Origin of the sequence: Erwinia sp. (assembly GCF_049696395.1) — a bacterium.
Lineage (GTDB): Bacteria > Pseudomonadota > Gammaproteobacteria > Enterobacterales > Enterobacteriaceae > Erwinia.
On record NZ_JBAVTT010000029.1, the window covers coordinates 59,175 to 81,574 of the forward strand.

Below are 22,400 nucleotides of genomic sequence, written 5' to 3' on the forward strand. Positions count from 1 at the left end.
TTTACCAGAGAGTAGCCGAGGGCAGCCAGTAGAGCAGGGCAACCCAGGCAACAAAACCAGAGAGCAGTAGCGCACCAGCAACCCGGCCGATACAGCGACTGCGCTGCAAACAGATTAAGGTAAATAACGCGCTAACGCCCAGCATGACCCAATAGTCTCGGGCGAACGCGTGCATATCAATATCGCCTGGATGAATCAGAGCCGGAACGCCCAGCACAATGACAATATTGTAGATGTTAGAACCGATCAGGTTGCCAATGGCGATATCATCTTCGCCTTTCAGCGCACCGGCTATCACTGTAGCCAGCTCAGGCAGACTCGTGCCAACAGAGATCACGGTCAGGCCGATAATCAGTTCGCTGATGCCAAAGAAGTCTGCAATGACCGTGGCATTGTCGATAACCATCCTCGTCGACATCGGCAGGATAATCAGGGCTACGGCGAGCCATAAAAAGGCGACGGTATTGCCGGCATCGTCCCCTGGCAGCTCAGCCAGCTGTTCTCGTGTCAGCGAATCGTTGTTCTCGCGCTCAGCTTTGCGGGCGATTTTGATAATAAACAGTAAATAAGCCGCCGCAATGGCGATCAGTGCCACGCCATCATTGCGGCTAAGGGTATTATCAAACAGCATTACGCCGCACAATAATGTGACCAGCAGCATCAGTGGCAGTTCGCGACGGATAAGATTTGAATGGACGGTAAGAGGATGAAGCAGCGCAGCACCTCCCAAAATGAGCAGGATATTGGTGATGTTCGACCCCATAGCGGTGCCAACAGCAATATCCATCTGCCCATGAGTTGCGGCGGAGAAAGAGACAATTAGCTCAGGCAGCGAGGTGCCTATCCCGACCACGGTCATACCAATAATCAGTGGGGGAATGCCCAGCGCGCGGCTAAGAATAGCGGCACTGAAGACCAGACGATCTGCACCATAGACCAGCAGAACTAAACCGATAACTAACAGTGCTATTGCTACGAGCATGAAATGTCCTTTGATCGGGTATAATCGTCGGCTCGCCTTGCGCGACGAGTAAAGCAAGTGGGGTACGTTATTGTGCTGATTTTGACGGTCTGGAAGCAAAAAGTAAAACTTATGCCAACTTTAGCCACGTCTTCGAGGTAAGTTTCTGTAAAAGTGTCCTGTCTGATGGGTTATACGCTACCATCGGAGATAAATTTAATGCCTGAAATGTGGAGAGGTAACTATGAGCCAGACGGAGACGAATTTGGTAGATGTCCGGGGCGTGAGCTTTGCCCGTGGAGATCGGCCAGTATTCGATAACATCTCGCTGACTGTGCCAAAAGGGAAAGTCACGGCCATTATGGGCCCCTCAGGCATTGGTAAAACCACCTTATTACGCCTGATTGGTGGCCAGATACGCCCTGACAGCGGCGAAATCTGGTTTAACGGCGAAAATATTCCCAGCCTGTCTCGATCACGCTTGTATGAAGCCAGAAAAAAAATGAGCATGCTGTTCCAGTCCGGCGCGTTGTTCACCGACCTTAGCGTCTTTGATAACGTCGCCTGGCCACTGCATGAACACACTCAGCTTCCCCCTCAGTTGCTGCACAGTACAGTGATGATGAAACTGGAAGCCGTGGGATTACGCGGCGCGGCGCAACTGAAGCCGTCGGAGCTTTCTGGTGGCATGGCACGCCGTGCGGCGCTGGCTCGAGCCATAGCATTAGAGCCGGACCTGATTATGTTCGATGAACCCTTTGTCGGTCAGGATCCGATTACCATGGGCGTGCTGGTCAAACTGATTGATGAGCTCAACCATTCACTGGGTATGACCTGTATCGTGGTCTCTCACGACGTTCCGGAAGTGCTGAGCATCGCTGACTACGCTTATATTATTGCCGGGCAAAAGGTGATTGCTCAGGGGACGGCAAAATCCCTCAATGAGAATGAAGATGCGCGTGTCCGCCAGTTTATTGATGGTATCGCCGATGGTCCGGTACCGTTTCGTTTTCCTGCAGGCGATTATCTGCAAGACTTAACCGGTTCAGGGAGTTAACTAACTGATGTTTTTACGTGCGCTTGGACGGCAGGGGATCAATACCTGCGCTTCCTTTGGTCGTGCCGGATTAATGCTCTTTCATGCGCTGGTGGGGATCCCCCGCTTTCGTAAGCATGCGCCACTGCTGATCAAACAGCTTTACAGCATTGGCGTACAGTCTCTGTTGATCATCTTGGTCTCGGGCTTATTTATTGGCATGGTACTGGGATTACAGGGCTATCTGGTATTAAACACCTACGGTGCTGACAGCAGTCTTGGCATGCTGGTGGCGCTTTCGCTGCTGCGTGAGCTGGGCCCGGTAGTGACCGCACTCCTTTTTGCTGGACGGGCAGGTTCCGCGTTAACGGCTGAAATAGGCCTGATGAAAGCCACGGAACAGCTCTCCAGTATGGAGATGATGGCGGTCGATCCACTGCGGCGGATAATTTCACCGCGGTTCTGGGCTGGCTTTATCAGTATGCCGCTGCTGACGCTGATTTTTGTTGCTGTCGGTATTATGGGGGGCGCCATTGTAGGCGTCAGCTGGAAAGGCATCGACAGCGGGTTCTTCTGGTCGGCGATGCAAAATGCTGTTGATGTGCGCACTGACATTCTTAACTGCGTGATCAAAAGTGCGGTCTTCGCCTTCACGGTGACCTGGATTGCTCTGTTCAATGGCTATGATGCTATCCCTACTTCGGAAGGGATTAGCCGGGCAACTACTCGCACTGTGGTACATGCTTCTCTGGCTGTACTCGGTTTAGATTTTGTGCTGACTGCACTGATGTTTGGGAACTGATTCAATGCAAACGAAAAAAAGCGAAATTTGGGTAGGCGTGTTTTTACTGCTGGCGCTGTGTGCGGCGCTTTTTCTCTGCCTGCGCGTGGCGGATTTACAATCGCTTGGTAGCACGCCAACCTGGAAACTCTATGCCACATTCGACAACATTGGCGGCCTGAAAACAGGTTCACCAGTCAAAGTGGGCGGTGTGGTGATTGGCCGGGTATCCGATATTGAACTCGACCCAAAAACCTACTCTCCGCGTGTTTCGATGGATATCGAAGATCAATATAATCAATTGCCTGACACGAGCTCACTGGCGATAAGAACCTCCGGTCTGTTAGGGGAGCAATACCTGGCGCTGAATGTTGGGTTTGACGATCCGGAAATGGGAACCGCTATGCTGAAAGAGGGCAGTACCGTTCAGGACACCAAATCGGCGATGGTGCTGGAAGATTTGATTGGCCAGTTCTTGTATAAGAGCGGCAATGGTAATGACAATAAAGAGGCACCGGAAGCTAGCGGTCAACCCGCGCCGGCTGCTACGACAACACCCTAAGAGGACTAGTCATGTTTAAACGTATCCTGATGATGGCAATGCTGGTTATTGCTCCGATAGCAGCCAATGCCGCTGCGGATCAAACCAATCCCTATCAGCTGATGAACGAAGCGGCAGGGAAAACGTTTACCCGGCTGAAGACTGATCAACCGAAAATAAAACAAAATCCTGACTACCTGCGTCAGGTGGTGCGTGAAGAATTGCTGCCTTACGTACAAATCAAATACGCTGGCGCTCTGGTGTTGGGCCGCTATTACAAAGACGCGACGCCTGCGCAGCGCGAGGCTTATTTCAAAGCTTTTGGAGATTATCTGGCTCAGGCTTACGGTCAGGCACTGGCGTTGTATAACGGCCAGACTTACCAGATTGCCCCTGAGCAATCCTATGCTGATAAAACAATCATTGCCATACGCGTTACCATCGTTGATCCCAATGGTCGTCCGCCTGTGCGTCTGGACTTCCAGTGGCGCAAGAACAGCCGTACCGGCGACTGGCAGGCCTATGACATGATTGCAGAAGGTGTGAGCATGATTACCACCAAGCAAAACGAATGGAGCGACGTGCTGCGTCAGAAAGGCATTGATGGCCTGACAGAGCAGCTAAAGTCTTATGCTAAGCAGCCAATCAAGTTGGATAAACAGCAGTAATGAGCGATCAACTGAGCTGGCGTCTTGAGGCAAACCAGTTACATCTGTCCGGTGAACTGGAGCGCGAAACCCTGTTAGCGCTCTGGAAACAGCGTGAGACGGTGATGAAACAGATCGATACAATCGACGTTTCAGCACTGGAACGGGTTGATTCCGCTGGGCTGGCGCTGCTGGTACACCTGCGGCAGATTGCTTTGCAACAGGGCAAAACGCCCCACTTTACGGGCATCAACGATAAACTTCGTTCGCTGATTACCCTGTATAATTTGCAGCAGATCATTGTTTCTCGCGGGTAAAATTCCTGGCGGAAACTGAACAGAAAGGGCCCCTGCACAGTCAGGGGCTTTTTGCTTGTTTAAGATAGCGGCACTTTCCACTAATATGTGTGCCTGTTTATCATCAATCAAATTTAGAAGCCTCATGGAAACTAGTGAAATTCAATCCGTGCTGATGGGCGCGTTATCATTGCAGGAAGTCCACGTTACTGGCGATGGCAGCCATTTTCAGGTTATCGCGGTAGGCGAGTTGTTTGGCGATCTCAGCCGGGTCAAAAAACAGCAGACTGTCTATGCGCCACTGATGGCGTACATCGCTGACAACCGCATCCACGCAGTCTCAATCAAAACATTTACCCCTGAAGAGTGGGCGCGCGACCGTAAATTAAACGGTTTTTAAGCTGTTTCGCTGAGGTCACCGCGCAACATCGTGGTGAGGCGAACAGACCTTTATTTTTTTAAAAGAGAGCTGGTGTAATGGATAAATTTCGTGTGCAGGGTCCGACCCGTTTAAGCGGGGAAGTTACTATTTCCGGCGCAAAAAACGCCGCGCTGCCGATCCTGTTCGCCGCTCTGCTGGCGGAAGAGCCTGTAGAGATTCAGAATGTCCCGAAACTGAAGGACATTGATACCACCATGAAGCTGCTAAGCCAGCTGGGTGTGAAGGCTGAACGTAACGGTTCAGTGCATCTTGATGCCAGTAATGTTGATATCTACTGTGCACCTTATGACCTGGTGAAAACCATGCGTGCCTCAATCTGGGCGCTGGGTCCGCTGGTGGCACGTTTTGGCCAGGGGCAGGTTTCTCTGCCTGGCGGTTGCGCCATTGGTGCCCGTCCTGTTGACCTGCACATTACTGGTCTGGAACAGCTGGGTGCCGAGATCAAGCTTGAAGAAGGCTATGTGAAAGCTTCGGTTGATGGCCGTCTGAAAGGCGCGCATATCGTGATGGACAAGGTCAGCGTTGGCGCTACTGTCACCATCATGAGCGCAGCCACACTGGCTACCGGCACCACGGTTATCGAGAATGCCGCGCGCGAGCCGGAAATCGTTGATACGGCGAACTTCCTGAATACCTTAGGTGCGAAGATCACCGGCGCAGGCAGCGACCGGATTACCATCGAAGGGGTGGAGCGTTTGGGCGGCGGTGTTTATCGCGTCCTGCCAGATCGCATCGAAACAGGAACTTTCCTGATTGCTGCCGCGATCTCTGGGGGCAAGGTCGTTTGCCGGGCCACCCAACCGGATACGCTGGATGCCGTGCTGGCCAAACTGCGTGAAGCTGGGGCAGAAATTCAAACGGGCCCAGACTGGATAAGCCTGGATATGCATGGCAAGCGCCCTAAAGCGGTGAACTTCCGTACTGCGCCTCATCCTGGCTTCCCGACGGATATGCAAGCTCAGTTCAGCTTGCTGAATCTGGTCGCAGAAGGCACCGGCGTGATCACCGAAACCATCTTTGAAAATCGCTTTATGCACATTCCTGAGCTGATCCGCATGGGAGCGCATGCCGAAATCGAGAGCAACACGGCGATTTGCCATGGCGTTGAAAAGCTTTCCGGCGCGCAAGTCATGGCGACCGACCTTCGTGCTTCAGCCAGCCTGGTGCTGGCAGGTTGTATCGCAGAAGGGACGACCATTGTTGACCGTATTTATCATATCGACCGTGGCTATGAGCACATCGAAGATAAGTTGAAGGCGTTGGGTGCGAACATCGAGCGTGTTAGCGGCGAAGAGTAACTTTTTTTGTCGCTAACTTTGTAGCCAACAATGAAAGGCGGTAGGAAACTACCGCCTTTTTTTATCACCGCATCAATCCTTTGCGGTCGATAAGCTTTTTGGTTATCGGATCGTAATAGCGGCTTGGCCATATCTCTGCGGGATGGATTTGTAACGCATCGGCGATCAGCCACTCACCTTTTGGCCATGGGCGAAACAGCGCGTTTGCCAGTGTTGATGAGCTGAGTCCGGCTTCTCTGGAAACACCAGCAAGGCTGGTTCCGATTTTACGCAGGCTGGCGATGATGTCTGCGTTGTGCCAATCCTCTTTCATTTTAACCATTTGTGTCTCCTCCTTGTACACCTGATTACGCAGGGCATTGCTTTGTTGACGCCTGGGTAGCCTGACTCCATTTGCTAATACAGTGCCTGCATTAACTCTTCGTTGTAGCGGTATAACGCCATAGGTTTATAGCAATAATTGGATTTTATTTTCCAATAATTTCTAGATGTGGAGTTAATTTTGTGCGATTGCACGCAAAAGTTGCGTAAAGACTGGCTTGTTGCATTCAGCAGGTGTTAAAGGCAGCGTTAAGGCGGAAGGTGAAGGAGTAGGGGAGAAGAAACAAAGCGCGGTTGCCCGCGCTATAGAGACTAAAACTCGCGCTGTACTGACATATGAGCCAGCGCTTCAAGGGCACTGCGCCACGGTGATTCTGGCAGCGCTTTGAGGGCTGCAATGGCTTTATCCGCTTCATGTTCTGCGGCCTGACGCGTCCACTCCAGGGAGCCACATTGACGCATGGTTTCCAGAACGGGTTCCAGTAAATGACGCCCGTTACCCTGTTCAATTGCCTCACGGATCATTTGCGACTGCTCAGGGCTGCCATTACGCATCGCATGTAGCAGTGGCAGAGTAGGTTTCCCTTCACTCAGATCGTCACCGACATTTTTACCGAGCGTTTTGCCGTCCGCGCTGTAATCCAGCAAATCATCAATTAACTGGAAAGCGGTGCCAATATAGCGGCCATAGTCCTGCAGCGCTTTTTCTTGCTCTGGCGCAGCTTCAGCGAGGATTGCCGAAGATTGAGCCGCCGCTTCAAACAAACGGGCTGTTTTGCTGTAAATCACCCGCATGTAACTTTCTTCGGTGATGTCCGGGTCGTTGCAGTTCATCAACTGCAGGACTTCGCCTTCAGCGATGACGTTCACCGCTTCTGACATCAACGCCAGAACCCGGAGCGATCCAAGGCTGGTCATCATCTGGAAAGCGCGCGTGTAGATGAAGTCGCCTACCAGCACGCTGGCCGCGTTACCGAAGGCAGCATTAGCCGTGGCTTTACCGCGGCGCATGTCTGACTCATCCACAACATCGTCGTGAAGCAGCGTGGCTGTGTGAATAAATTCGATCAGGGCTGCTACGGTAACATGTTGTTTACCGCTGTAATTAACGGCTCGCGCCGCCAGGACAGCGATCATCGGACGGATGCGCTTGCCTCCACCGCTGATGATGTAGTAACCCAACTGATTAATGAGGGAGACCTCAGAGTTCAGCTGTTCGAGGATAGTTGCATTGACGTCCGCCATGTCTTGCGCGGTGAGTTCGTTTATCTGTTCTAAGTTCATCAGTCTGTTCAGCTATTGCTCAGTATGCTGCTATGATAAGCGTCTTTACCCGTGCCTGCGGCATGTAATGTATAACAGATTGTACTGGAAAATCGGCGCAACGAAACAATTGCATTCGCTTAGCGTTTTTTTTCTGCAATACCCCGCATCAGACACTTGTCATTACCCTGGAAGTTGCGTAGAATTCGCGCCCTATTATGAATATTTATAGCGCAGCCTGAAACTAAGACGGCAAGCGCGAAATCGGAGTATATATGTACGCGGTTTTCCAAAGTGGTGGTAAACAACACCGAGTAAGCGAAGGTCAGACCGTTCGCCTGGAAAAGCTGGACATCGCAACCGGCGAAACGATTGAATTCGACCAGGTTCTGATGATTGCCAACGGTGAAGATGTGTCAATTGGCGCGCCTTTAGTTTCAGGTGGCTTGATCAAGGCAGAAATTATTGCTCATGGTCGCGGCGACAAAATCAAGATTGTAAAATTCCGTCGTCGTAAGCATTACCGTAAGCAGCAGGGTCACCGTCAGTGGTTTACTGACGTGAAGATCACTGGCATCAGCGCGTAAGAGGATATCTGACAAATGGCACACAAGAAAGCTGGCGGCTCCACTCGAAATGGTCGCGACTCCAATGCAAAACGCCTCGGCGTTAAGCGTTTCGGCGGCGAATCTGTTCTGGCAGGTAGCATCATCGTTCGTCAGCGTGGAACTAAATTCCATGCGGGCACCAACGTAGGCTGCGGCCGTGACCACACTCTGTTTGCTACTGCAAACGGCAAGGTCCAGTTCGAAGTGAAAGGCCCGAACAACCGTAAATACATCAGCATCGTTGCTGAGTAAGGTTTTCGTGCCTGAAAGCGGTACCTGATACTGTTTTCAGCAGCGAATCTAAAAGCCCCGCTATGATTGCGGGGCTTTTTACATTCTGCGTTTTGCCCCGGTGTAATTACGCCAGAGGGGTCACAGCAAACGTCGTTTTTGCTGTACACTTTATATTCAGCTGCACGATGTCTTGAGGCGGATCCCCTATCTGGAATCGACGTGAAGACAGCTTTTGCGGCGCCAGAAACCCAGTTTCCGTCATCAGGCATCACAGCCTGCCACGGCGGATCACTCCCGGACACGCGTCACCTTGCCAGCGTCGGGCGAATGATTTACGGAGAAGTAACATGAAGTTTGTTGATGAAGCGACGATACTCGTCGCTGCGGGTGATGGCGGCAATGGCTGCGTCAGCTTCCGTCGTGAAAAATATATTCCAAGAGGCGGTCCGGACGGCGGCGACGGTGGTGACGGTGGCGATGTCTACATGCAGGCTGATGAAAACCTCAACACCCTGATTGACTACCGTTTCGAAAAATCTTTCCGTTCAGAGCGTGGCCAGAATGGCCAGAGCCGTGACTGTACCGGCAAACGCGGCAAAGATATTATTATCAAAGTCCCGGTGGGCACCCGTATCATCGATCAGGGAACGGGTGAGACGCTGGGCGACATGATGACTCATGGTCAGATCCAGATGGTTGCCAAAGGCGGCTGGCATGGCCTGGGCAACTCTCGCTTCAAATCCTCTGTAAACCGCTCTCCTCGTCAGAAAACGATGGGGACCAAGGGTGAGATTCGTGATATCCAGCTGGAATTGATGTTACTGGCCGACGTTGGCATGCTGGGCTTGCCGAATGCCGGTAAATCTACCTTTATCCGTGCTGTTTCTGCAGCGAAACCAAAAGTGGCTGACTATCCGTTTACCACGCTGGTTCCAAGCCTGGGCGTCGTCCGTATGGACACCGAGCAGAGCTTTGTGATTGCGGATATCCCTGGTTTGATCGAAGGGGCTTCTGATGGCGCGGGTCTGGGTATTCGCTTCCTGAAGCACCTCGAGCGCTGCCGTGTTCTGCTGCATACTATTGATCTGGCACCCATTGACGAATCGGATCCCATTGAGAATGCCCGCATTATCCTGGGTGAGCTGGAAAAATACAGCGAGAAGCTGTTCAACAAACCGCGCTGGCTGGTGTTCAACAAAGTTGACCTGCTGGACCAGGAAGAAGCAGAATCCCGTGCGAAAGCTATCGCTGAAGCCCTGGGCTGGACGGAGAAATACTACCTGATTTCTGCTGCTAATCGCGTTGGCGTAACGCCACTGTGCTGGGACGTGATGTCCTTTATCAACGCCAATCCGAAAGAAGCGGAAGAAGCACAGAAGCAGCCTGAGAAAGTCGAGTTTATGTGGGATGACTACCATCGCCAGCAACTCGAAGAAGCTGAAGCAGAATCTGCCGTTGAAGTGGAAGATGACGACTGGGATGACGACTGGGATGAAGAAGACGACGAAGGCGTCGAAATCATTTACAAGCGTTAATCCAAAACAAAGGGACACCGAGGTGTCCCTTTTTTTATCTCTGCGAGGTGCGTTGATGTGGCCCATCCACCGCGATCAGTTCAGGTTATGGGGTAGCCAACAGGTGGCATTGAGCCCACTGCGATCGTCACGATTGGTTAATCGCAATTCTCCATGATGGATCTGCGCGATTCGCAGCACAATATTCAGGCCCAAACCACTTCCGCCGTAACGTTGATCCATCCTGCGAAATGCTTTCGTCAGATCGGCTGAGGCAGAAGGATCGATACCGGGTCCTTCATCTCTGATAGTTAAGCTGCTGCCACCGTCTTCACTTGCCGCTAACAGGGCAATATGGCTACCTTCAGGGCTGTATCTGGACGCATTCTCCAGCAGGTTTCGTACCATCAACCGCAGCAGCACGGCATCTCCCTGAGCTTCGAGAGATAAATCGCCAGAGATATCCAGGGTCTGCCCGCGAAGCGATAACATCTCAGTCATTTCCTGCTGCAAAGGCTGGAAGACGTTCTCCCAGCTAACAACCTGATAGTGTCCACCCGCTAAAGCTTGCCCTGCACGAGACAACATTAAAAGTTGCTCAATAACATGCATCAGCTGATCGATGCGTTCGACTAACATCGGCCCCTGAGAAACACCCTGTTGTTCCAGCAGTTCAAGGTGAAGCCTCAGTCCGGCCAGCGGTGTACGCAGCTCATGTGCGGCATCAGCCGTGAAAAGTCGCTCTTGCTGTAATGTGTGATCGAGCCTGCCCAGTAACTGGTTGAGGGCTCCGGTAACGGCAGCAATTTCATCCATATCAGAAAAATAGGGGAGCGGAGTAAGATTATCGGCTGAGCGCTCAGACAGACTGGTCTGCAGGGACTTTAAAGGGCGAATAATCCAGCTTATCGCCCAGAAGGAGAGCAGTAGCGTGAAACAGACCATCACGACGGAAGGAAGCAGCAACGAGGCTATCGCTTCGCGGATTTCATTCTCTACTCGCTCATTTCGTGCGTGAGCAGACAGTGTTTCATTGACCAAAAAACTGATCTGTTCACGGCTTTCATGCCACAGCCAGGCTGCGCTCATCATCTGGCAGGAGAGCAGGATCAGAGCCAGCATAATCAATAAACGCCGACGCATACTGTTCAACTGCGTTCTTCCAGACGGTAACCGACGCCACGCACGGTTTTGATACGGTCTTTGCCCAGTTTGCGACGTAAATTATGGATATGGACTTCAAGGGTGTTGGAGCCGGTATCATCCTGCCAGCTGTAAAGGTCCTGCTGCAGCGTCTCGCGGTGAACGGTCTGGCTGATACGCATGAGTAAACGGGTAAGCAGCGCGAACTCTTTCGGCGTGAGTTCAACAGGCTGATTGTCTATATACACTTGCTGGGATGACAGGTTGAGGGAGAGGTCGCCTTGTTGCAGCAAGTTATCGCTACGGCCCTGATAACGGCGGATTAAAGCCCGGACTCTGGCTTTTAATTCTGCCAGAGCAAAGGGTTTAATCAGGTAATCATCAGCACCGGCATCCAGCCCATCAACCCGATCTTCTAACGCATCACGGGCAGTAAGAATAAGCACCGGCAGATCGACACTCTCTTTGCGCCACTGGCGCAACAACTGGCTGCCATCACGGTCTGGCAGCCCAAGATCCAGAACGATCAGGCTGTACTGCCCACTTTGGAGCAGTGCACAGGCTTCAGCACCGTTACAGGCAGCGTCCACCGCATAACCTTCGGCAGTCAGTGCCTGAACCAGTCCACCCAACAGCAGTGCATCATCTTCAACAATCAGTAGTTTCATAATTGTCAGTTGTTTTGGTAAACATCCTTATAGAGCCGGCTCTCAAAGCGGACCAGCGGGATACGGCGCTGGCGTTGATCTTCCGGCGGAACGGCATAGCCAGAAAGATACTGGACGAATGCCACGCGCTGCCCGCTGGCGGTGGTCATAAAGCCAGCCAGATTGTAGACACCCTGCAATGAACCGGTTTTAGCTGACACTTTTCCGTCCACGCCGGCTTCATGAAGACCCCCGCGATAGCGTAATGTTCCGTCGTATCCCGCGAGAGGTAACATGGAAATGAAATTCAGCTGTTGATCATTTTGTGCAATATATTGCAACGCTTGCATCATCGTAGCCGGGGAAATCAAATCGTGCCGCGAAAGGCCAGAACCGTCCACCTGAATGCTGTTGCCAAGATCGACATTGGCCTTCTGCTTCAATATCTGGCGCACAGCATCTGAGCCCGCCCGCCAGGTTCCGGGCACACCAAATCTTTCATGACCGATAGTGCGGAATACCGTGTCAGCAATCATGTTGTCCGATTTCTTCAGCATGATTTTCAGCAGGTCGTGTAAAGGAGCCGACTGTGTTTCAGCCAGTACTTTGGCAGGCTGCGTGACTTGAGTCTGGCGCAGCAAATGGCCGGAATAATCGATATCGGCAGCCTGCAGCTCAGCTTTTAGCAAGGCCCCGGCATAACTCGCGCCATCCTGAACGGCAAAAGCGAGAGGCAACGGCTCGGCTCGTTGAGTCATGCAGCCCGTCAGGGTAAAGCGATTTAACTCGCCAGGTACCACATCCAGTTCACAGTATTGAGCATCCGGCGAACCTTTCGCCAGCGTACGAACCTGGCTGAACATATTGACGGGGTAATAAGAGGCAACACGGATAAACGCCTTGTCGCCCGGATTCGGGGCACTGTAAAGCGATACCGAGAAGCAGTTACGGTCAACAATGGCTGCGCCCGGCGGGGCACTAAAGCATTGGGTCAAATCATTCCACGGCCAGCCTGGTGCTTCGTCGTGGCTGGCAAATACTGAAGTATCAACCACCAGATTACCCTGGATATGCTTTACACCCTGTTTTTTAAGGGTGGTGACCATATTGCGCAGGTCTTGCCGCGTCAGTGTAGGATCGCCGCCAAAACGGGCCACCAGATCGCCCTGCAGGGTGCCGTCAGTAATCGATCCTTTGCTTTCCAGTTGCGTATGAAAGCGGTAGTCCGGGCCGAGCTGAAGCAAAGCCGCCAGAGCGGTCAATACTTTCATTGTACTGGCCGGGAGGGCCATTTGCTTGCTGTGGTAATCAATCGTGGGGGTGGTTGCGCCTATTTTCTGCACAATCAGCGCCAGGTTTGCGCCATCAGGTAAATATTGGGTGTAGTCTTCAACCGAAGCAGCGTGGGCATTCAGCATAAATGCGCAGGCTAAACCGGTAACAATTCGTGAAAATCGCATAATCTCGCGTTTACTGACAGGTGATGCTGACATACTACGGTGCATCGTTGTGGAAAGTAAACGATGACCCATAAGGAACTCTGGGTTAAAATACGTATCAAAATGCAAAACCTCCAGGCCCTGAGCTTCCCTCTGGGTCTGGTTTATTTCGTTTGTAATTCAGTGGCAAGCGCCGCAGAACGCTTTTTCTGCATCAACCTGTCAGGATGACGAAATTTTGCACAGGACAGAGTTTACGAGGTATTGAGATGAATCAGATTCCAATGACGTTAAGGGGCGCGGACAAACTGCGCGAAGAGCTGGAAGAGCTGAAAACCATTAAACGCCCCCGAATTATTGCCTCAATTGCAGACGCACGCGAGCATGGTGACTTAAAAGAAAACGCTGAGTATCACGCAGCGCGCGAAGAGCAGGGCTTCTGTGAAGGTCGTATCCAGGAGATTGAGGCAAAACTGTCTAATGCTCAGGTTATCGACGTCACTAAAATGAACGCGAACGGTCGGGTGATCTTCGGTTCAACCGTCAAGGTATTGAACCTGGATACTGACGAAGAGTCGACTTATCGCATCGTGGGCGATGATGAAGCTGACTTTAAGCAAAATCTGATTTCTGTGAATTCGCCAATGGCGCGTGGCCTGATTGGCAAAGAAGTCGATGATGTGACAATCGTGAAAACGCCCGGCGGCGACGTCGAGTATGAGATTTTGAAGATAGAATATCTTTGATTTCTGCTACGCTGAAATTATCACGCGTATTGTAAAGAAAGGAAAAAGGCCGCATAGCGGCCTTTTATCAACATCAGGAGCGTGTCACCTTCTCCGGTCTAAGTGTCAGAATTGTTATCTGATCCTCAGCGAGGAAGGGAGATCTTGCGTTCCTTCGTTGGACGGTACAGCACCAGCATCTTGCCGATAACCTGCACGTTTGCTGCTTTGGTTTCGCGCACGATAGCCTCAACAACCAGTGCTTTCGTTTCACGATCTTCCGTGGCGATTTTCACTTTGATGAGCTCGTGGTGCTCCAGTGCTTGTTCGATCTCGGCCAGCACCCCTTCGGTCAAACCATTGTTGCCCAGCATGACAACGGGCTTCAGCGGATGGGCCAGTCCTTTCAGGTGCTGTTTTTGTTTGGTACTCAGATTCATCGTATTTTTTACTTACATTGGGATTGAAAACGGGTCATTCTACCGCCATCTCTGGTGTATCACCAAATCGGCTTTGCTGATTTGCGCGGTTTATTTATCGCATACGTTGAATCATAGTTGGAAATTGTATGACTGGTAAAAAGCGTTCGGCCAGTTCCAGCCGCTGGCTGCAGGAACACTTTAGCGATAAATATGTGCTTCAGGCACAGAAAAAAGGGCTGCGTTCGCGCGCCTGGTTTAAACTCGATGAAATACAGCAAGGTGACAAGCTGTTCAAACCTGGCATGACCGTAGTCGACCTGGGTGCTGCACCCGGTGGCTGGTCTCAGTATGTGGTAACGCAGATTGGGTCAAAAGGGCGTGTTATAGGGTGTGATATCCTGCCGATGGATCCTATCGCCGGTGTCGATTTCCTTCAGGGCGATTTTCGTGATGAACTGGTCATGAAAGCGTTGCTGGAACGAGTAGGTGACAACAAAGTACAAGTTGTGATGTCCGATATGGCTCCCAACATGACAGGAACGCCAGCAGTTGATATTCCACGTGCAATGTATTTAGTTGAGCTTGCACTGGAAATGTGTCGTGATGTATTGGCACCTGGCGGCAGTTTTTTAGTAAAAGTGTTCCAGGGAGATGGCTTTGAAGATTACCTCCGGGAAATTCGCTCCCTGTTTACGAAAGTAAAAATTCGTAAGCCGGACGCTTCACGCTCTCGTTCGCGTGAAGTGTACATTGTAGCGACAGGGCGCAAACTATAGTACCCTACGCTGTCTGTTAACACAGTTGTAATAAGAGGTTAATCCCCTTGAGTGACATGGCGAAAAACCTAATTCTTTGGTTAGTCATCGCAGTCGTGCTGATGTCTGTATTCCAGAGCTTTGGGCCCAGCGAGTCGAATGGCCGTAGGGTTGACTACTCAACCTTCCTGTCAGAAGTGAACCAGGATCAGGTCCGCGAGGCACGTATTAACGGGCGTGAAATCAACGTTGTCAAAAAAGACAGCAACAAATACACGACTTACATTCCTGTCAACGATCCCAAGTTGCTTGATAACCTGTTGACTAAAAATGTAAAAGTGGTTGGCGAACCGCCTGAAGAACCGAGCCTGTTGGCGTCGATCTTCATCTCATGGTTCCCAATGCTATTGCTCATTGGTGTCTGGATCTTCTTCATGCGCCAGATGCAGGGCGGCGGCGGCAAAGGGGCAATGTCCTTTGGTAAAAGCAAAGCCCGCATGCTGACGGAAGATCAGATCAAGACTACCTTCGCTGATGTTGCCGGTTGCGACGAAGCGAAAGACGAAGTGGCTGAGCTGGTTGAATACCTGCGTGAGCCAAGCCGTTTCCAGAAACTGGGCGGTAAAATTCCGAAAGGCGTACTGATGGTCGGGCCTCCGGGTACCGGTAAAACGCTGCTGGCGAAAGCTATCGCCGGTGAAGCTAAGGTGCCTTTCTTCACCATCTCCGGTTCTGACTTCGTTGAAATGTTCGTTGGTGTGGGTGCATCCCGTGTCCGTGACATGTTTGAACAAGCCAAGAAAGCCGCGCCTTGCATCATCTTTATTGATGAGATCGATGCAGTAGGTCGTCAGCGTGGTGCTGGTTTAGGCGGTGGTCACGATGAACGTGAACAAACGCTGAACCAGATGCTGGTTGAGATGGATGGTTTTGAAGGTAATGAAGGCATCATCGTCATCGCCGCTACTAACCGTCCAGACGTACTTGACCCAGCGCTGCTGCGTCCAGGCCGTTTTGACCGTCAGGTTGTTGTAGGCTTGCCAGACGTTCGTGGTCGTGAGCAGATCCTGAAAGTGCATATGCGTCGCGTACCTTTGGCAACCGACATTGAAGCTTCTGTTATTGCCCGTGGTACACCAGGCTTCTCAGGTGCCGATTTGGCTAACCTGGTCAACGAAGCTGCGCTGTTTGCTGCCCGTGGTAATAAACGTGTTGTCTCGATGGTTGAGTTCGAAAAAGCGAAAGATAAAATCATGATGGGTGCAGAACGTCGCTCCATGGTGATGACAGAAGCGCAGAAAGAGTCGACTGCCTACCACGAAGCTGGTCATGCGATTATTGGTCGTCTGGTGCCGGAACATGATCCGGTGCACAAAGTGACCATCATTCCTCGTGGCCGTGCATTAGGTGTGACCTTCTTCCTGCCTGAAGGCGACGCGATTAGCGCCAGCCGTCAGAAACTGGAAAGTCAGATTTCTACCCTCTACGGTGGCCGTCTGGCAGAAGAGATCATCTACGGTGTTGAGCGTGTATCTACTGGTGCCTCTAACGACATCAAAGTAGCGACCTCAATAGCACGTAACATGGTTACGCAATGGGGCTTCTCAGAGAAACTGGGCCCGCTGTTGTATGCTGAAGAAGAGGGTGAAGTGTTCCTCGGTCGTTCAGTAGCCAAAGCGAAGCACATGTCTGATGAGACCGCGCGTATCATCGACCAGGAAGTAAAATCTCTGGTTGAAGGTAACTACCAACGTGCCCGTCGTATTCTGAATGAAAACATGGACATTCTTCACTCGATGAAAGATGCCCTGATGAAGTATGAAACCATTGATGCTCCGCAGATCGATGACCTGATGGCACGCCGCGAAGTGCGTCCGCCGCAGGGCTGGGAAGATCCGGGCAGCACCAACAATTCTGACAGCAACGGTACGCCAAAGGCGCCGCGCCCGGTTGATGAACCGCGCACGCCAAATCCTGGTAACACCATGTCAGAGCAGCTGGGCGACAAGTAATTTACTTGCTGGTCTGAGCTCACTCCAAACCCCGGCGCTGTCCGGGGTTTTTTATATCTACAATTTCATTACCCGGTCCAACAGACCTGCGAAACCCGTATGGAGACTTACCGTTATGAAGCTTTACGCCAGAGACACCGTCCTCGATCTTTCCCATCCTCATGTGATGGGGATCCTGAATGTGACCCCGGACTCTTTCTCTGATGGCGGCAAGCATAACGATTTGGTTCAGGCGCTGACTCATGCCAATGAAATGATTAACGCGGGGGCCACCATCATTGATGTTGGCGGAGAATCTACACGTCCAGGCGCTTCCGAAGTTAGCGTTGAGCAGGAGTTGGAGCGCGTTATTCCTGTGGTTGAGGCAATCTCTCAACGATTTGAAGTGTGGATATCAGTTGATACCTCAAAACCTGAAGTGATCCGGGAATCCGCAAAAGCCGGGGCGCATATCATCAATGATATTCGTTCTCTGCAGGAGCCTGGCGCTTTGGAAGCTGCGGCTGAAACCGGCCTTCCCGTTTGCCTGATGCATATGCAGGGCGCCCCCAGTACCATGCAACAGTCGCCGAAGTACAAACAACTGCTGCAGGATGTGGAAGCCTTTTTTGTGCACCATATCGCCAGATGCGAGGCGGCAGGGATTAAAAAAGAGCAGTTGATCCTCGACCCAGGGTTCGGTTTCGGTAAGAATCTGTCCCACAATTATCAGTTGCTGGCCCATCTGGCAGATTTTCACCAGTTCGGCCTGCCACTGCTGGTCGGCATGTCCCGCAAAAGTATGATTGGTCAACTGCTGAATGTTGGCCCCTCGCAGCGGCTGACAGGCAGTCTGGCCTGCGCGGTGATAGCCGCAATGCAAGGCGCGCACATCCTGCGCGTTCATGATGTTAAAGAAACCGTCGAAGCGATGCGCGTCGTCGAAGCAACACTGTCAGCGAAGGAATAAGAACGCTATGAGCAACCGTAAGTATTTTGGGACAGATGGCATCCGCGGCAAAGTGGGTGAGTCTCCTATTACACCTGACTTCGTGCTTAAGCTTGGCTTTGCAGCGGGTAAAGTGCTGGCACGCAATGGCTCAAAGAAAATCATTATCGGTAAAGATACGCGCATTTCTGGCTATATGCTGGAGTCGGCTCTTGAAGCTGGCCTGGCAGCCGCAGGTTTGTCTGCCGCTTTTACCGGCCCAATGCCAACCCCAGCGATTGCCTATCTGACCAGAACCTTCCGTGCTGAAGCCGGGATCGTGATCTCAGCTTCCCACAATCCCTTCGACGACAACGGCATCAAGTTCTTCTCTATCGAAGGCACCAAGCTGCCAGATGACGTGGAAGAGGCAATTGAAGCTGAGATGGAGAAACCCATCACTTGCGTTGAATCTGCAGAACTGGGACGTGCCAGCCGCATTGTCGATGCTGCCGGTCGCTATATCGAGTTTTGCAAAGGAACCTTCCCGAGCGAACTTAGCCTGAATGGCATGAAGATTGTGGTGGACTGCGCAAACGGTGCGACCTATCACATCGCGCCAAATGTCCTGCGTGAGCTCGGCGCAACGGTTATCACCATTGGGGTGAATCCGGATGGCATGAACATCAATAAAGACTGCGGCGCGACAGATGTCCGTCAGCTTCAGGAACGCGTGCTGGCTGAGAAAGCTCACGTGGGCCTGGCCTATGATGGCGATGGCGACCGCATCATGATGGTGGACCATCTTGGCCACAAGGTGGATGGCGATCAGATCCTGTATATCATTGCCCGTGAAGGTTTGCGGCAGGGGCAACTGCGTGGTGGTGTCGTTGGCACACTGATGAGCAATATGGGGCTGGAGCTGGCGCTTAAGCAGCTGGGTATCCCCTTTGTCCGTGCCAAAGTGGGTGACCGTTACGTGCTGGAAAAACTGCAGGAACGAGGCTGGCGTATTGGGGCAGAAAACTCCGGTCATGTGATCCTGCTGGACAAAACGACCACCGGCGATGGCATTGTGGCAGGTTTGCAGGTGCTTACTGCGATGGTACGTAACCACATGACTCTGCACGATCTGTGCAGCGGCATGAAGTTGCTGCCACAAATCCTCGTCAACGTGCGTTTTAGCGGCGCAACCGATCCGTTAGAAGATGCAACCGTTAAAACAGTCACGGCAGAAGTTGAAAAAGAGCTTCATGGCCGTGGCCGTGTATTGCTGCGTAAGTCAGGGACTGAACCCCTGATCCGCGTGATGGTAGAAGGCGAAGATGAAGCGCAAGTGACGGCGCTGGCACACCGTATTGCCGATGCGGTGAAAGCGGTCTGATAAGCCCAAAAAGGGCGGCAGATGAGTGATTTAGCAGCAGTTTTTTTGCTCATTTGCCGTTTTTTTCCGCAATCAGTTATCTGTCGCTAAATTGCCCTTGCGCAGTCAGGCGGCTTTAGTTAGTATTCACACCCGCTTCTGATGGGTAGTGACAACGCTATCTCTCTAACTGGTTTGAAGCTTTTTGATGTGCGGCTACCGCGCAAGGAAACAGGTTAATTATGTACGAAGCTCTCTTAGTAGTTTTCCTTATTGTTGCAATCGGCCTTGTAGGTTTGATCATGCTTCAGCAAGGTAAAGGCGCTGACATGGGCGCGTCATTTGGTGCAGGCGGTTCGGCAACGCTGTTTGGTTCTAACGGTTCAGGCAACTTCATGACCCGTATGACCGCAGTATTGGCAACACTGTTCTTCATCATTAGCTTGATTCTGGGTAACCTCAACACCAATAAGACTCAGAAAGGAAGCGAGTGGGAAAATCTGACTCAGCCTGCACAGTCGCAGCAGAGCCAGCCAGCTAAGCCGGCAACCCCGGGTAGCGATATCCCGCAGTAAGTCGTAAAAAGCAGTGATTTCGACACGACAGAAATAAAAAAGTCGTCTCTTTAGTGCCGTGGTGGTGGAATTGGTAGACACGCTACCTTGAGGTGGTAGTGCCCGCATGGGCTTACGGGTTCAAGTCCCGTCCTCGGTACCAAACTTCAGTATTGCTTGCATTTTATGCAAGATCGGCGTAGTATTTGCCACGTTATTTCGGACGCGGGGTGGAGCAGCCTGGTAGCTCGTCGGGCTCATAACCCGAAGGTCGTCGGTTCAAATCCGGCCCCCGCAACCACTTTCCCTTAGAGTTCTTTTTCAAATATACTGTATGCATCGAACGGCGCATCTCAGCAGATTTTGAAAAAAATTCTTTTGGATTGTGCCGAACCGCCAGATGTTTGGCGTACAGGGTCCAGTCGCATAAAGCCCCGATTTATCGGGGTTTTTTGTTATCAGGAAACAGCATACTGGGCTATTAAGCCCTTTTTTTATGTCTTGGGGGTGGCCTTGTCCACATTAGAGCAAAAATTAACTGAGCTGATCACAGCACCTGTAGAGGCGCTGGGCTACGAACTGGTCGGTATCGAGTTTGTACGCGGTCGCACATCGACGTTGCGCATCTATATTGATAGTGAAAATGGCATCAATGTTGACGATTGTGCTGATGTTAGCCACCAGGTAAGTTCCGTATTCGATGTCGAAGACCCGATTACCGTAGCTTACAACCTTGAAGTCTCCTCACCAGGCCTTGAGCGCCCACTCTTTACCGCTGCGCATTACGCACAATTTATTGGCGAAGAAGTGAGCCTGGTGCTGCGTATGGCCGTTCAAAACCGCCGCAAATGGCAGGGAATCATTAAATCTGTTGAAGGTGAAATGATCACTGTTGCTGTTGAGGGTAACGACGAAGTGTTCGCGCTGAGCAACATTCAGAAAGCGAACCTGGTTCCCCACTTTTAAAAGTCCGGATTGAGGCATACCAGGATGAACAAAGAAATCTTAGCTGTAGTTGAGGCTGTGTCGAACGAGAAATCACTCCCGCGCGAAAAGATTTTCGAAGCGCTGGAGAGCGCACTGGCCACGGCGACCAAGAAAAAATACGAGCAGGAAATCGAAGTCCGTGTCAGCATTGACCGTAAAAGCGGCGATTTCGACACGTTCCGTCGTTGGGTTATCGTTGACGAAGTGACCATGCCAACGCGTGAAATCACGCTGGATGCGGCTCGCTACGAAGACGAATCGCTCAATCTGGGCGACTACGTTGAAGACCAGATCGAATCTGTAACCTTCGACCGTATCACCACCCAAACCGCGAAACAGGTTATCGTGCAGAAAGTGCGCGAAGCTGAACGTGCGATGGTTGTCGATCAGTTCCGTCAGCAGGAAGGTGAGATCATCACCGGCGTGGTTAAGAAAGTTAACCGCGACAACATCTCGCTGGATCTGGGCAGCAACGCTGAAGCCGTCATCATTCGTGAAGACATGCTGCCACGCGAAAACTTCCGTCCGGGCGACCGTATTCGTGGTGTTCTGTACGCAGTGCGTCCAGAAGCTCGCGGTGCTCAGCTGTTTGTCAGCCGTTCCAAGCCGGAAATGCTGATCGAACTGTTCCGCATTGAAGTGCCAGAAATTGGCGAAGAAGTGATTGAGATTAAAGCTGCCGCGCGCGATCCTGGTTCTCGTGCCAAGATTGCGGTAAAAACCAACGACAAGCGTATCGACCCGGTCGGTGCTTGCGTAGGTATGCGTGGTGCGCGTGTTCAGGCAGTATCCAGTGAGCTGGGTGGCGAGCGTATTGATATCGTGCTGTGGGATGATAATCCTGCGCAGTTCGTGATCAATGCCATGGCCCCTGCGGATGTTGCCTCTATCGTGGTGGATGAAGATAATCACACCATGGATATCGCTGTTGAAGCCGGTAACCTGGCTCAGGCGATTGGCCGTAATGGTCAAAACGTACGTTTGGCAGCTCAGCTGAGTGGCTGGGAGCTGAACGTGATGACGGTCGACGATCTGCAAGCGAAGCACCAGGCTGAAGCCCATGCTGCCATCGACGTCTTTACCAAGCATCTCGATATTGACGAAGACTTTGCTACCGTTCTGGTTGAAGAAGGTTTCTCTTCTCTGGAAGAACTGGCATACGTTCCGATCAACGAGCTGTTGGAAATTGACGGTCTGGATGAAGAGACAGTAGAAGCGCTGCGCGATCGTGCGAAAAATGCGTTAACAACCCTGGCGCTGGCGAAAGAAGAGAGCCTGGGCGATAACCAGCCGGCAGAAGATTTGCTGAATCTGGAAGGTCTTGATCGTGAGCTGGCATTTAAGCTGGCAGCGATTGGCGTCTGTACGCTGGAAGATCTTGCCGAACAGGGTGTTGACGACCTGACAGATATTGAAGGCCTGAACGATGAACGGGCTGGTGAGCTGATTATGGCTGCACGCAATATCTGCTGGTTCGGCGACGACGCGTAATAAACTGTAGCAG

General features: G+C 51.8%; 25 protein-coding genes and 2 tRNA genes. 20 read left to right on the plus strand and 7 right to left on the minus strand.

Annotated elements, in window-relative coordinates:
* Position 1: 1 nt before the first annotated feature.
* Positions 2–982: a calcium/sodium antiporter gene (locus WCC56_RS04225; protein ID WP_424691182.1), complete on the minus strand. Its 981-nt coding sequence runs from the start codon at positions 980–982 to the stop codon at positions 2–4.
* A gap of 223 nt (positions 983–1,205) precedes the next feature.
* On the opposite strand from WCC56_RS04225, the gene mlaF reads away from it, so the two are divergent.
* The 7 genes from mlaF to murA all read left to right on the plus strand — a co-directional run bounded on the left by mlaF (position 1,206) and on the right by murA (position 6,002).
* Complete coding sequence (gene mlaF / locus WCC56_RS04230) at positions 1,206–2,018, plus strand: phospholipid ABC transporter ATP-binding protein MlaF (RefSeq protein ID WP_424691183.1); 813 nt, start codon at positions 1,206–1,208, stop codon at positions 2,016–2,018.
* Between the two features lie 7 nt (positions 2,019–2,025).
* A complete protein-coding gene (gene mlaE / locus WCC56_RS04235) occupies positions 2,026–2,799 on the plus strand; it encodes a lipid asymmetry maintenance ABC transporter permease subunit MlaE (RefSeq protein WP_424691184.1) in 774 nt (257 codons plus the stop codon).
* A 4-nt stretch (positions 2,800–2,803) separates the two neighbouring features.
* Positions 2,804–3,340, plus strand: a complete 537-nt coding sequence (gene mlaD, locus WCC56_RS04240) for an outer membrane lipid asymmetry maintenance protein MlaD (RefSeq protein WP_424691185.1) — start codon at positions 2,804–2,806, stop codon at positions 3,338–3,340.
* Positions 3,341–3,351: 11 nt separating this feature from the next.
* Complete coding sequence (mlaC, locus tag WCC56_RS04245; RefSeq protein WP_424691186.1) at positions 3,352–3,987, plus strand: phospholipid-binding protein MlaC; 636 nt, start codon at positions 3,352–3,354, stop codon at positions 3,985–3,987.
* Positions 3,987–4,283 carry a lipid asymmetry maintenance protein MlaB gene (gene mlaB / locus WCC56_RS04250; RefSeq protein WP_424691187.1) on the plus strand — a complete coding sequence of 99 codons (297 nt, stop codon included), beginning with the start codon at positions 3,987–3,989 and terminating at the stop codon, positions 4,281–4,283. Before mlaC ends, mlaB begins: the two co-directional genes overlap by 1 nt.
* A 124-nt stretch (positions 4,284–4,407) precedes the next feature.
* Positions 4,408–4,662 (plus strand): BolA family iron metabolism protein IbaG, encoded by a 255-nt coding sequence (gene ibaG, locus WCC56_RS04255; protein ID WP_424691188.1) that lies wholly within the window; start codon positions 4,408–4,410, stop codon positions 4,660–4,662.
* Positions 4,663–4,739: 77 nt separating this feature from the next.
* Positions 4,740–6,002: a UDP-N-acetylglucosamine 1-carboxyvinyltransferase gene (murA, locus tag WCC56_RS04260; RefSeq protein WP_424691189.1), complete on the plus strand. Its 1,263-nt coding sequence runs from the start codon at positions 4,740–4,742 to the stop codon at positions 6,000–6,002.
* 64 nt (positions 6,003–6,066) lie between these two features.
* On the opposite strand, the gene WCC56_RS04265 is transcribed toward murA, so the two are convergent.
* Both WCC56_RS04265 and ispB read right to left on the minus strand, forming a co-directional pair.
* Positions 6,067–6,324, minus strand: coding sequence for a helix-turn-helix domain-containing protein (locus WCC56_RS04265; RefSeq protein WP_424691190.1), 258 nt, complete (start codon positions 6,322–6,324; stop codon positions 6,067–6,069).
* 311 nt (positions 6,325–6,635) lie between these two features.
* On the minus strand, positions 6,636–7,607 hold the full coding sequence (ispB, locus tag WCC56_RS04270; protein ID WP_424691191.1) for an octaprenyl diphosphate synthase: 972 nt from the start codon (positions 7,605–7,607) through the stop codon (positions 6,636–6,638).
* A gap of 254 nt (positions 7,608–7,861) precedes the next feature.
* Between ispB and rplU the strand changes: the two genes are divergently transcribed.
* The 3 genes from rplU (at position 7,862) to cgtA (ending at position 9,963) form a co-directional block, all read left to right on the plus strand.
* Positions 7,862–8,173 carry a 50S ribosomal protein L21 gene (rplU, locus tag WCC56_RS04275; RefSeq protein WP_013204036.1) on the plus strand — a complete coding sequence of 104 codons (312 nt, stop codon included), beginning with the start codon at positions 7,862–7,864 and terminating at the stop codon, positions 8,171–8,173.
* Positions 8,174–8,188: 15 nt separating this feature from the next.
* Positions 8,189–8,446 (plus strand): 50S ribosomal protein L27, encoded by a 258-nt coding sequence (gene rpmA, locus WCC56_RS04280; protein ID WP_013204035.1) that lies wholly within the window; start codon positions 8,189–8,191, stop codon positions 8,444–8,446.
* 329 nt (positions 8,447–8,775) lie between these two features.
* Positions 8,776–9,963: an Obg family GTPase CgtA gene (gene cgtA / locus WCC56_RS04285; RefSeq protein WP_424691192.1), complete on the plus strand. Its 1,188-nt coding sequence runs from the start codon at positions 8,776–8,778 to the stop codon at positions 9,961–9,963.
* Between the two features lie 75 nt (positions 9,964–10,038).
* Here cgtA and pmrB read toward each other — a convergent pair whose 3' ends face one another.
* The 3 genes from pmrB to dacB are packed head-to-tail and all read right to left on the minus strand — an operon-like array spanning position 10,039 to position 13,192.
* A complete protein-coding gene (pmrB, locus tag WCC56_RS04290) occupies positions 10,039–11,094 on the minus strand; it encodes a two-component system sensor histidine kinase PmrB (protein WP_424691193.1) in 1,056 nt (351 codons plus the stop codon).
* Positions 11,091–11,753, minus strand: coding sequence for a two-component system response regulator PmrA (gene pmrA / locus WCC56_RS04295; protein WP_424691194.1), 663 nt, complete (start codon positions 11,751–11,753; stop codon positions 11,091–11,093). Before pmrA ends, pmrB begins: the two co-directional genes overlap by 4 nt.
* A 5-nt stretch (positions 11,754–11,758) precedes the next feature.
* A complete protein-coding gene (gene dacB, locus WCC56_RS04300) occupies positions 11,759–13,192 on the minus strand; it encodes a serine-type D-Ala-D-Ala carboxypeptidase (protein WP_424691230.1) in 1,434 nt (477 codons plus the stop codon).
* 248 nt (positions 13,193–13,440) lie between these two features.
* On the opposite strand from dacB, the gene greA reads away from it, so the two are divergent.
* Positions 13,441–13,917: a transcription elongation factor GreA gene (gene greA, locus WCC56_RS04305; protein WP_013204026.1), complete on the plus strand. Its 477-nt coding sequence runs from the start codon at positions 13,441–13,443 to the stop codon at positions 13,915–13,917.
* A gap of 125 nt (positions 13,918–14,042) precedes the next feature.
* Here the strand turns inward: greA and yhbY are convergent, their stop codons facing one another.
* Positions 14,043–14,336: a ribosome assembly RNA-binding protein YhbY gene (yhbY, locus tag WCC56_RS04310; RefSeq protein WP_013204025.1), complete on the minus strand. Its 294-nt coding sequence runs from the start codon at positions 14,334–14,336 to the stop codon at positions 14,043–14,045.
* A 128-nt stretch (positions 14,337–14,464) separates the two neighbouring features.
* On the opposite strand from yhbY, the gene rlmE reads away from it, so the two are divergent.
* From rlmE to nusA, 9 genes are all read left to right on the plus strand, one after another.
* On the plus strand, positions 14,465–15,094 hold the full coding sequence (gene rlmE / locus WCC56_RS04315) for a 23S rRNA (uridine(2552)-2'-O)-methyltransferase RlmE (RefSeq protein ID WP_053145041.1): 630 nt from the start codon (positions 14,465–14,467) through the stop codon (positions 15,092–15,094).
* A gap of 56 nt (positions 15,095–15,150) precedes the next feature.
* Positions 15,151–17,085, plus strand: a complete 1,935-nt coding sequence (ftsH, locus tag WCC56_RS04320; protein ID WP_424691195.1) for an ATP-dependent zinc metalloprotease FtsH — start codon at positions 15,151–15,153, stop codon at positions 17,083–17,085.
* 115 nt (positions 17,086–17,200) lie between these two features.
* Positions 17,201–18,034, plus strand: coding sequence for a dihydropteroate synthase (folP, locus tag WCC56_RS04325; protein ID WP_424691196.1), 834 nt, complete (start codon positions 17,201–17,203; stop codon positions 18,032–18,034).
* 7 nt (positions 18,035–18,041) lie between these two features.
* On the plus strand, positions 18,042–19,376 hold the full coding sequence (glmM, locus tag WCC56_RS04330; RefSeq protein WP_424691197.1) for a phosphoglucosamine mutase: 1,335 nt from the start codon (positions 18,042–18,044) through the stop codon (positions 19,374–19,376).
* A gap of 221 nt (positions 19,377–19,597) precedes the next feature.
* Positions 19,598–19,930 carry a preprotein translocase subunit SecG gene (secG, locus tag WCC56_RS04335; protein WP_424691198.1) on the plus strand — a complete coding sequence of 111 codons (333 nt, stop codon included), beginning with the start codon at positions 19,598–19,600 and terminating at the stop codon, positions 19,928–19,930.
* A gap of 55 nt (positions 19,931–19,985) precedes the next feature.
* A tRNA-Leu gene (locus tag WCC56_RS04340) sits at positions 19,986–20,072 on the plus strand.
* Positions 20,073–20,133: 61 nt separating this feature from the next.
* Positions 20,134–20,210, plus strand: a tRNA-Met gene (locus WCC56_RS04345).
* 212 nt (positions 20,211–20,422) lie between these two features.
* On the plus strand, positions 20,423–20,875 hold the full coding sequence (gene rimP / locus WCC56_RS04350; protein WP_424691199.1) for a ribosome maturation factor RimP: 453 nt from the start codon (positions 20,423–20,425) through the stop codon (positions 20,873–20,875).
* Positions 20,876–20,899: 24 nt separating this feature from the next.
* Complete coding sequence (gene nusA / locus WCC56_RS04355; RefSeq protein ID WP_424691200.1) at positions 20,900–22,387, plus strand: transcription termination factor NusA; 1,488 nt, start codon at positions 20,900–20,902, stop codon at positions 22,385–22,387.
* Positions 22,388–22,400: the final 13 nt, after the last annotated feature.

What these genes read in the sequence shown, in the direction of transcription:
- mlaB (WP_424691187.1), top strand. Translation starts at nt 3,987, where the DNA reads ATGAGCGATCAACTGAGCTGGCGTCTTGAGGCAAACCAGTTACATCTG.
- mlaC (WP_424691186.1), top strand. Translation starts at nt 3,352, where the DNA reads ATGTTTAAACGTATCCTGATGATGGCAATGCTGGTTATTGCTCCGATA.
- ftsH (WP_424691195.1), top strand. Translation starts at nt 15,151, where the DNA reads ATGGCGAAAAACCTAATTCTTTGGTTAGTCATCGCAGTCGTGCTGATG.
- mlaD (WP_424691185.1), top strand. Translation starts at nt 2,804, where the DNA reads ATGCAAACGAAAAAAAGCGAAATTTGGGTAGGCGTGTTTTTACTGCTG.
- murA (WP_424691189.1), top strand. Translation starts at nt 4,740, where the DNA reads ATGGATAAATTTCGTGTGCAGGGTCCGACCCGTTTAAGCGGGGAAGTT.
- glmM (WP_424691197.1), top strand. Translation starts at nt 18,042, where the DNA reads ATGAGCAACCGTAAGTATTTTGGGACAGATGGCATCCGCGGCAAAGTG.
- greA (WP_013204026.1), top strand. Translation starts at nt 13,441, where the DNA reads ATGAATCAGATTCCAATGACGTTAAGGGGCGCGGACAAACTGCGCGAA.
- folP (WP_424691196.1), top strand. Translation starts at nt 17,201, where the DNA reads ATGAAGCTTTACGCCAGAGACACCGTCCTCGATCTTTCCCATCCTCAT.
- yhbY (WP_013204025.1), bottom strand. Translation starts at nt 14,336, where the DNA reads ATGAATCTGAGTACCAAACAAAAACAGCACCTGAAAGGACTGGCCCAT.
- mlaF (WP_424691183.1), top strand. Translation starts at nt 1,206, where the DNA reads ATGAGCCAGACGGAGACGAATTTGGTAGATGTCCGGGGCGTGAGCTTT.
- pmrA (WP_424691194.1), bottom strand. Translation starts at nt 11,753, where the DNA reads ATGAAACTACTGATTGTTGAAGATGATGCACTGCTGTTGGGTGGACTG.
- mlaE (WP_424691184.1), top strand. Translation starts at nt 2,026, where the DNA reads ATGTTTTTACGTGCGCTTGGACGGCAGGGGATCAATACCTGCGCTTCC.
- ispB (WP_424691191.1), bottom strand. Translation starts at nt 7,607, where the DNA reads ATGAACTTAGAACAGATAAACGAACTCACCGCGCAAGACATGGCGGAC.
- WCC56_RS04225 (WP_424691182.1), bottom strand. Translation starts at nt 982, where the DNA reads ATGCTCGTAGCAATAGCACTGTTAGTTATCGGTTTAGTTCTGCTGGTC.
- cgtA (WP_424691192.1), top strand. Translation starts at nt 8,776, where the DNA reads ATGAAGTTTGTTGATGAAGCGACGATACTCGTCGCTGCGGGTGATGGC.
- rlmE (WP_053145041.1), top strand. Translation starts at nt 14,465, where the DNA reads ATGACTGGTAAAAAGCGTTCGGCCAGTTCCAGCCGCTGGCTGCAGGAA.
- rpmA (WP_013204035.1), top strand. Translation starts at nt 8,189, where the DNA reads ATGGCACACAAGAAAGCTGGCGGCTCCACTCGAAATGGTCGCGACTCC.
- ibaG (WP_424691188.1), top strand. Translation starts at nt 4,408, where the DNA reads ATGGAAACTAGTGAAATTCAATCCGTGCTGATGGGCGCGTTATCATTG.
- rplU (WP_013204036.1), top strand. Translation starts at nt 7,862, where the DNA reads ATGTACGCGGTTTTCCAAAGTGGTGGTAAACAACACCGAGTAAGCGAA.
- dacB (WP_424691230.1), bottom strand. Translation starts at nt 13,192, where the DNA reads ATGCGATTTTCACGAATTGTTACCGGTTTAGCCTGCGCATTTATGCTG.
- secG (WP_424691198.1), top strand. Translation starts at nt 19,598, where the DNA reads ATGTACGAAGCTCTCTTAGTAGTTTTCCTTATTGTTGCAATCGGCCTT.
- nusA (WP_424691200.1), top strand. Translation starts at nt 20,900, where the DNA reads ATGAACAAAGAAATCTTAGCTGTAGTTGAGGCTGTGTCGAACGAGAAA.
- WCC56_RS04265 (WP_424691190.1), bottom strand. Translation starts at nt 6,324, where the DNA reads ATGGTTAAAATGAAAGAGGATTGGCACAACGCAGACATCATCGCCAGC.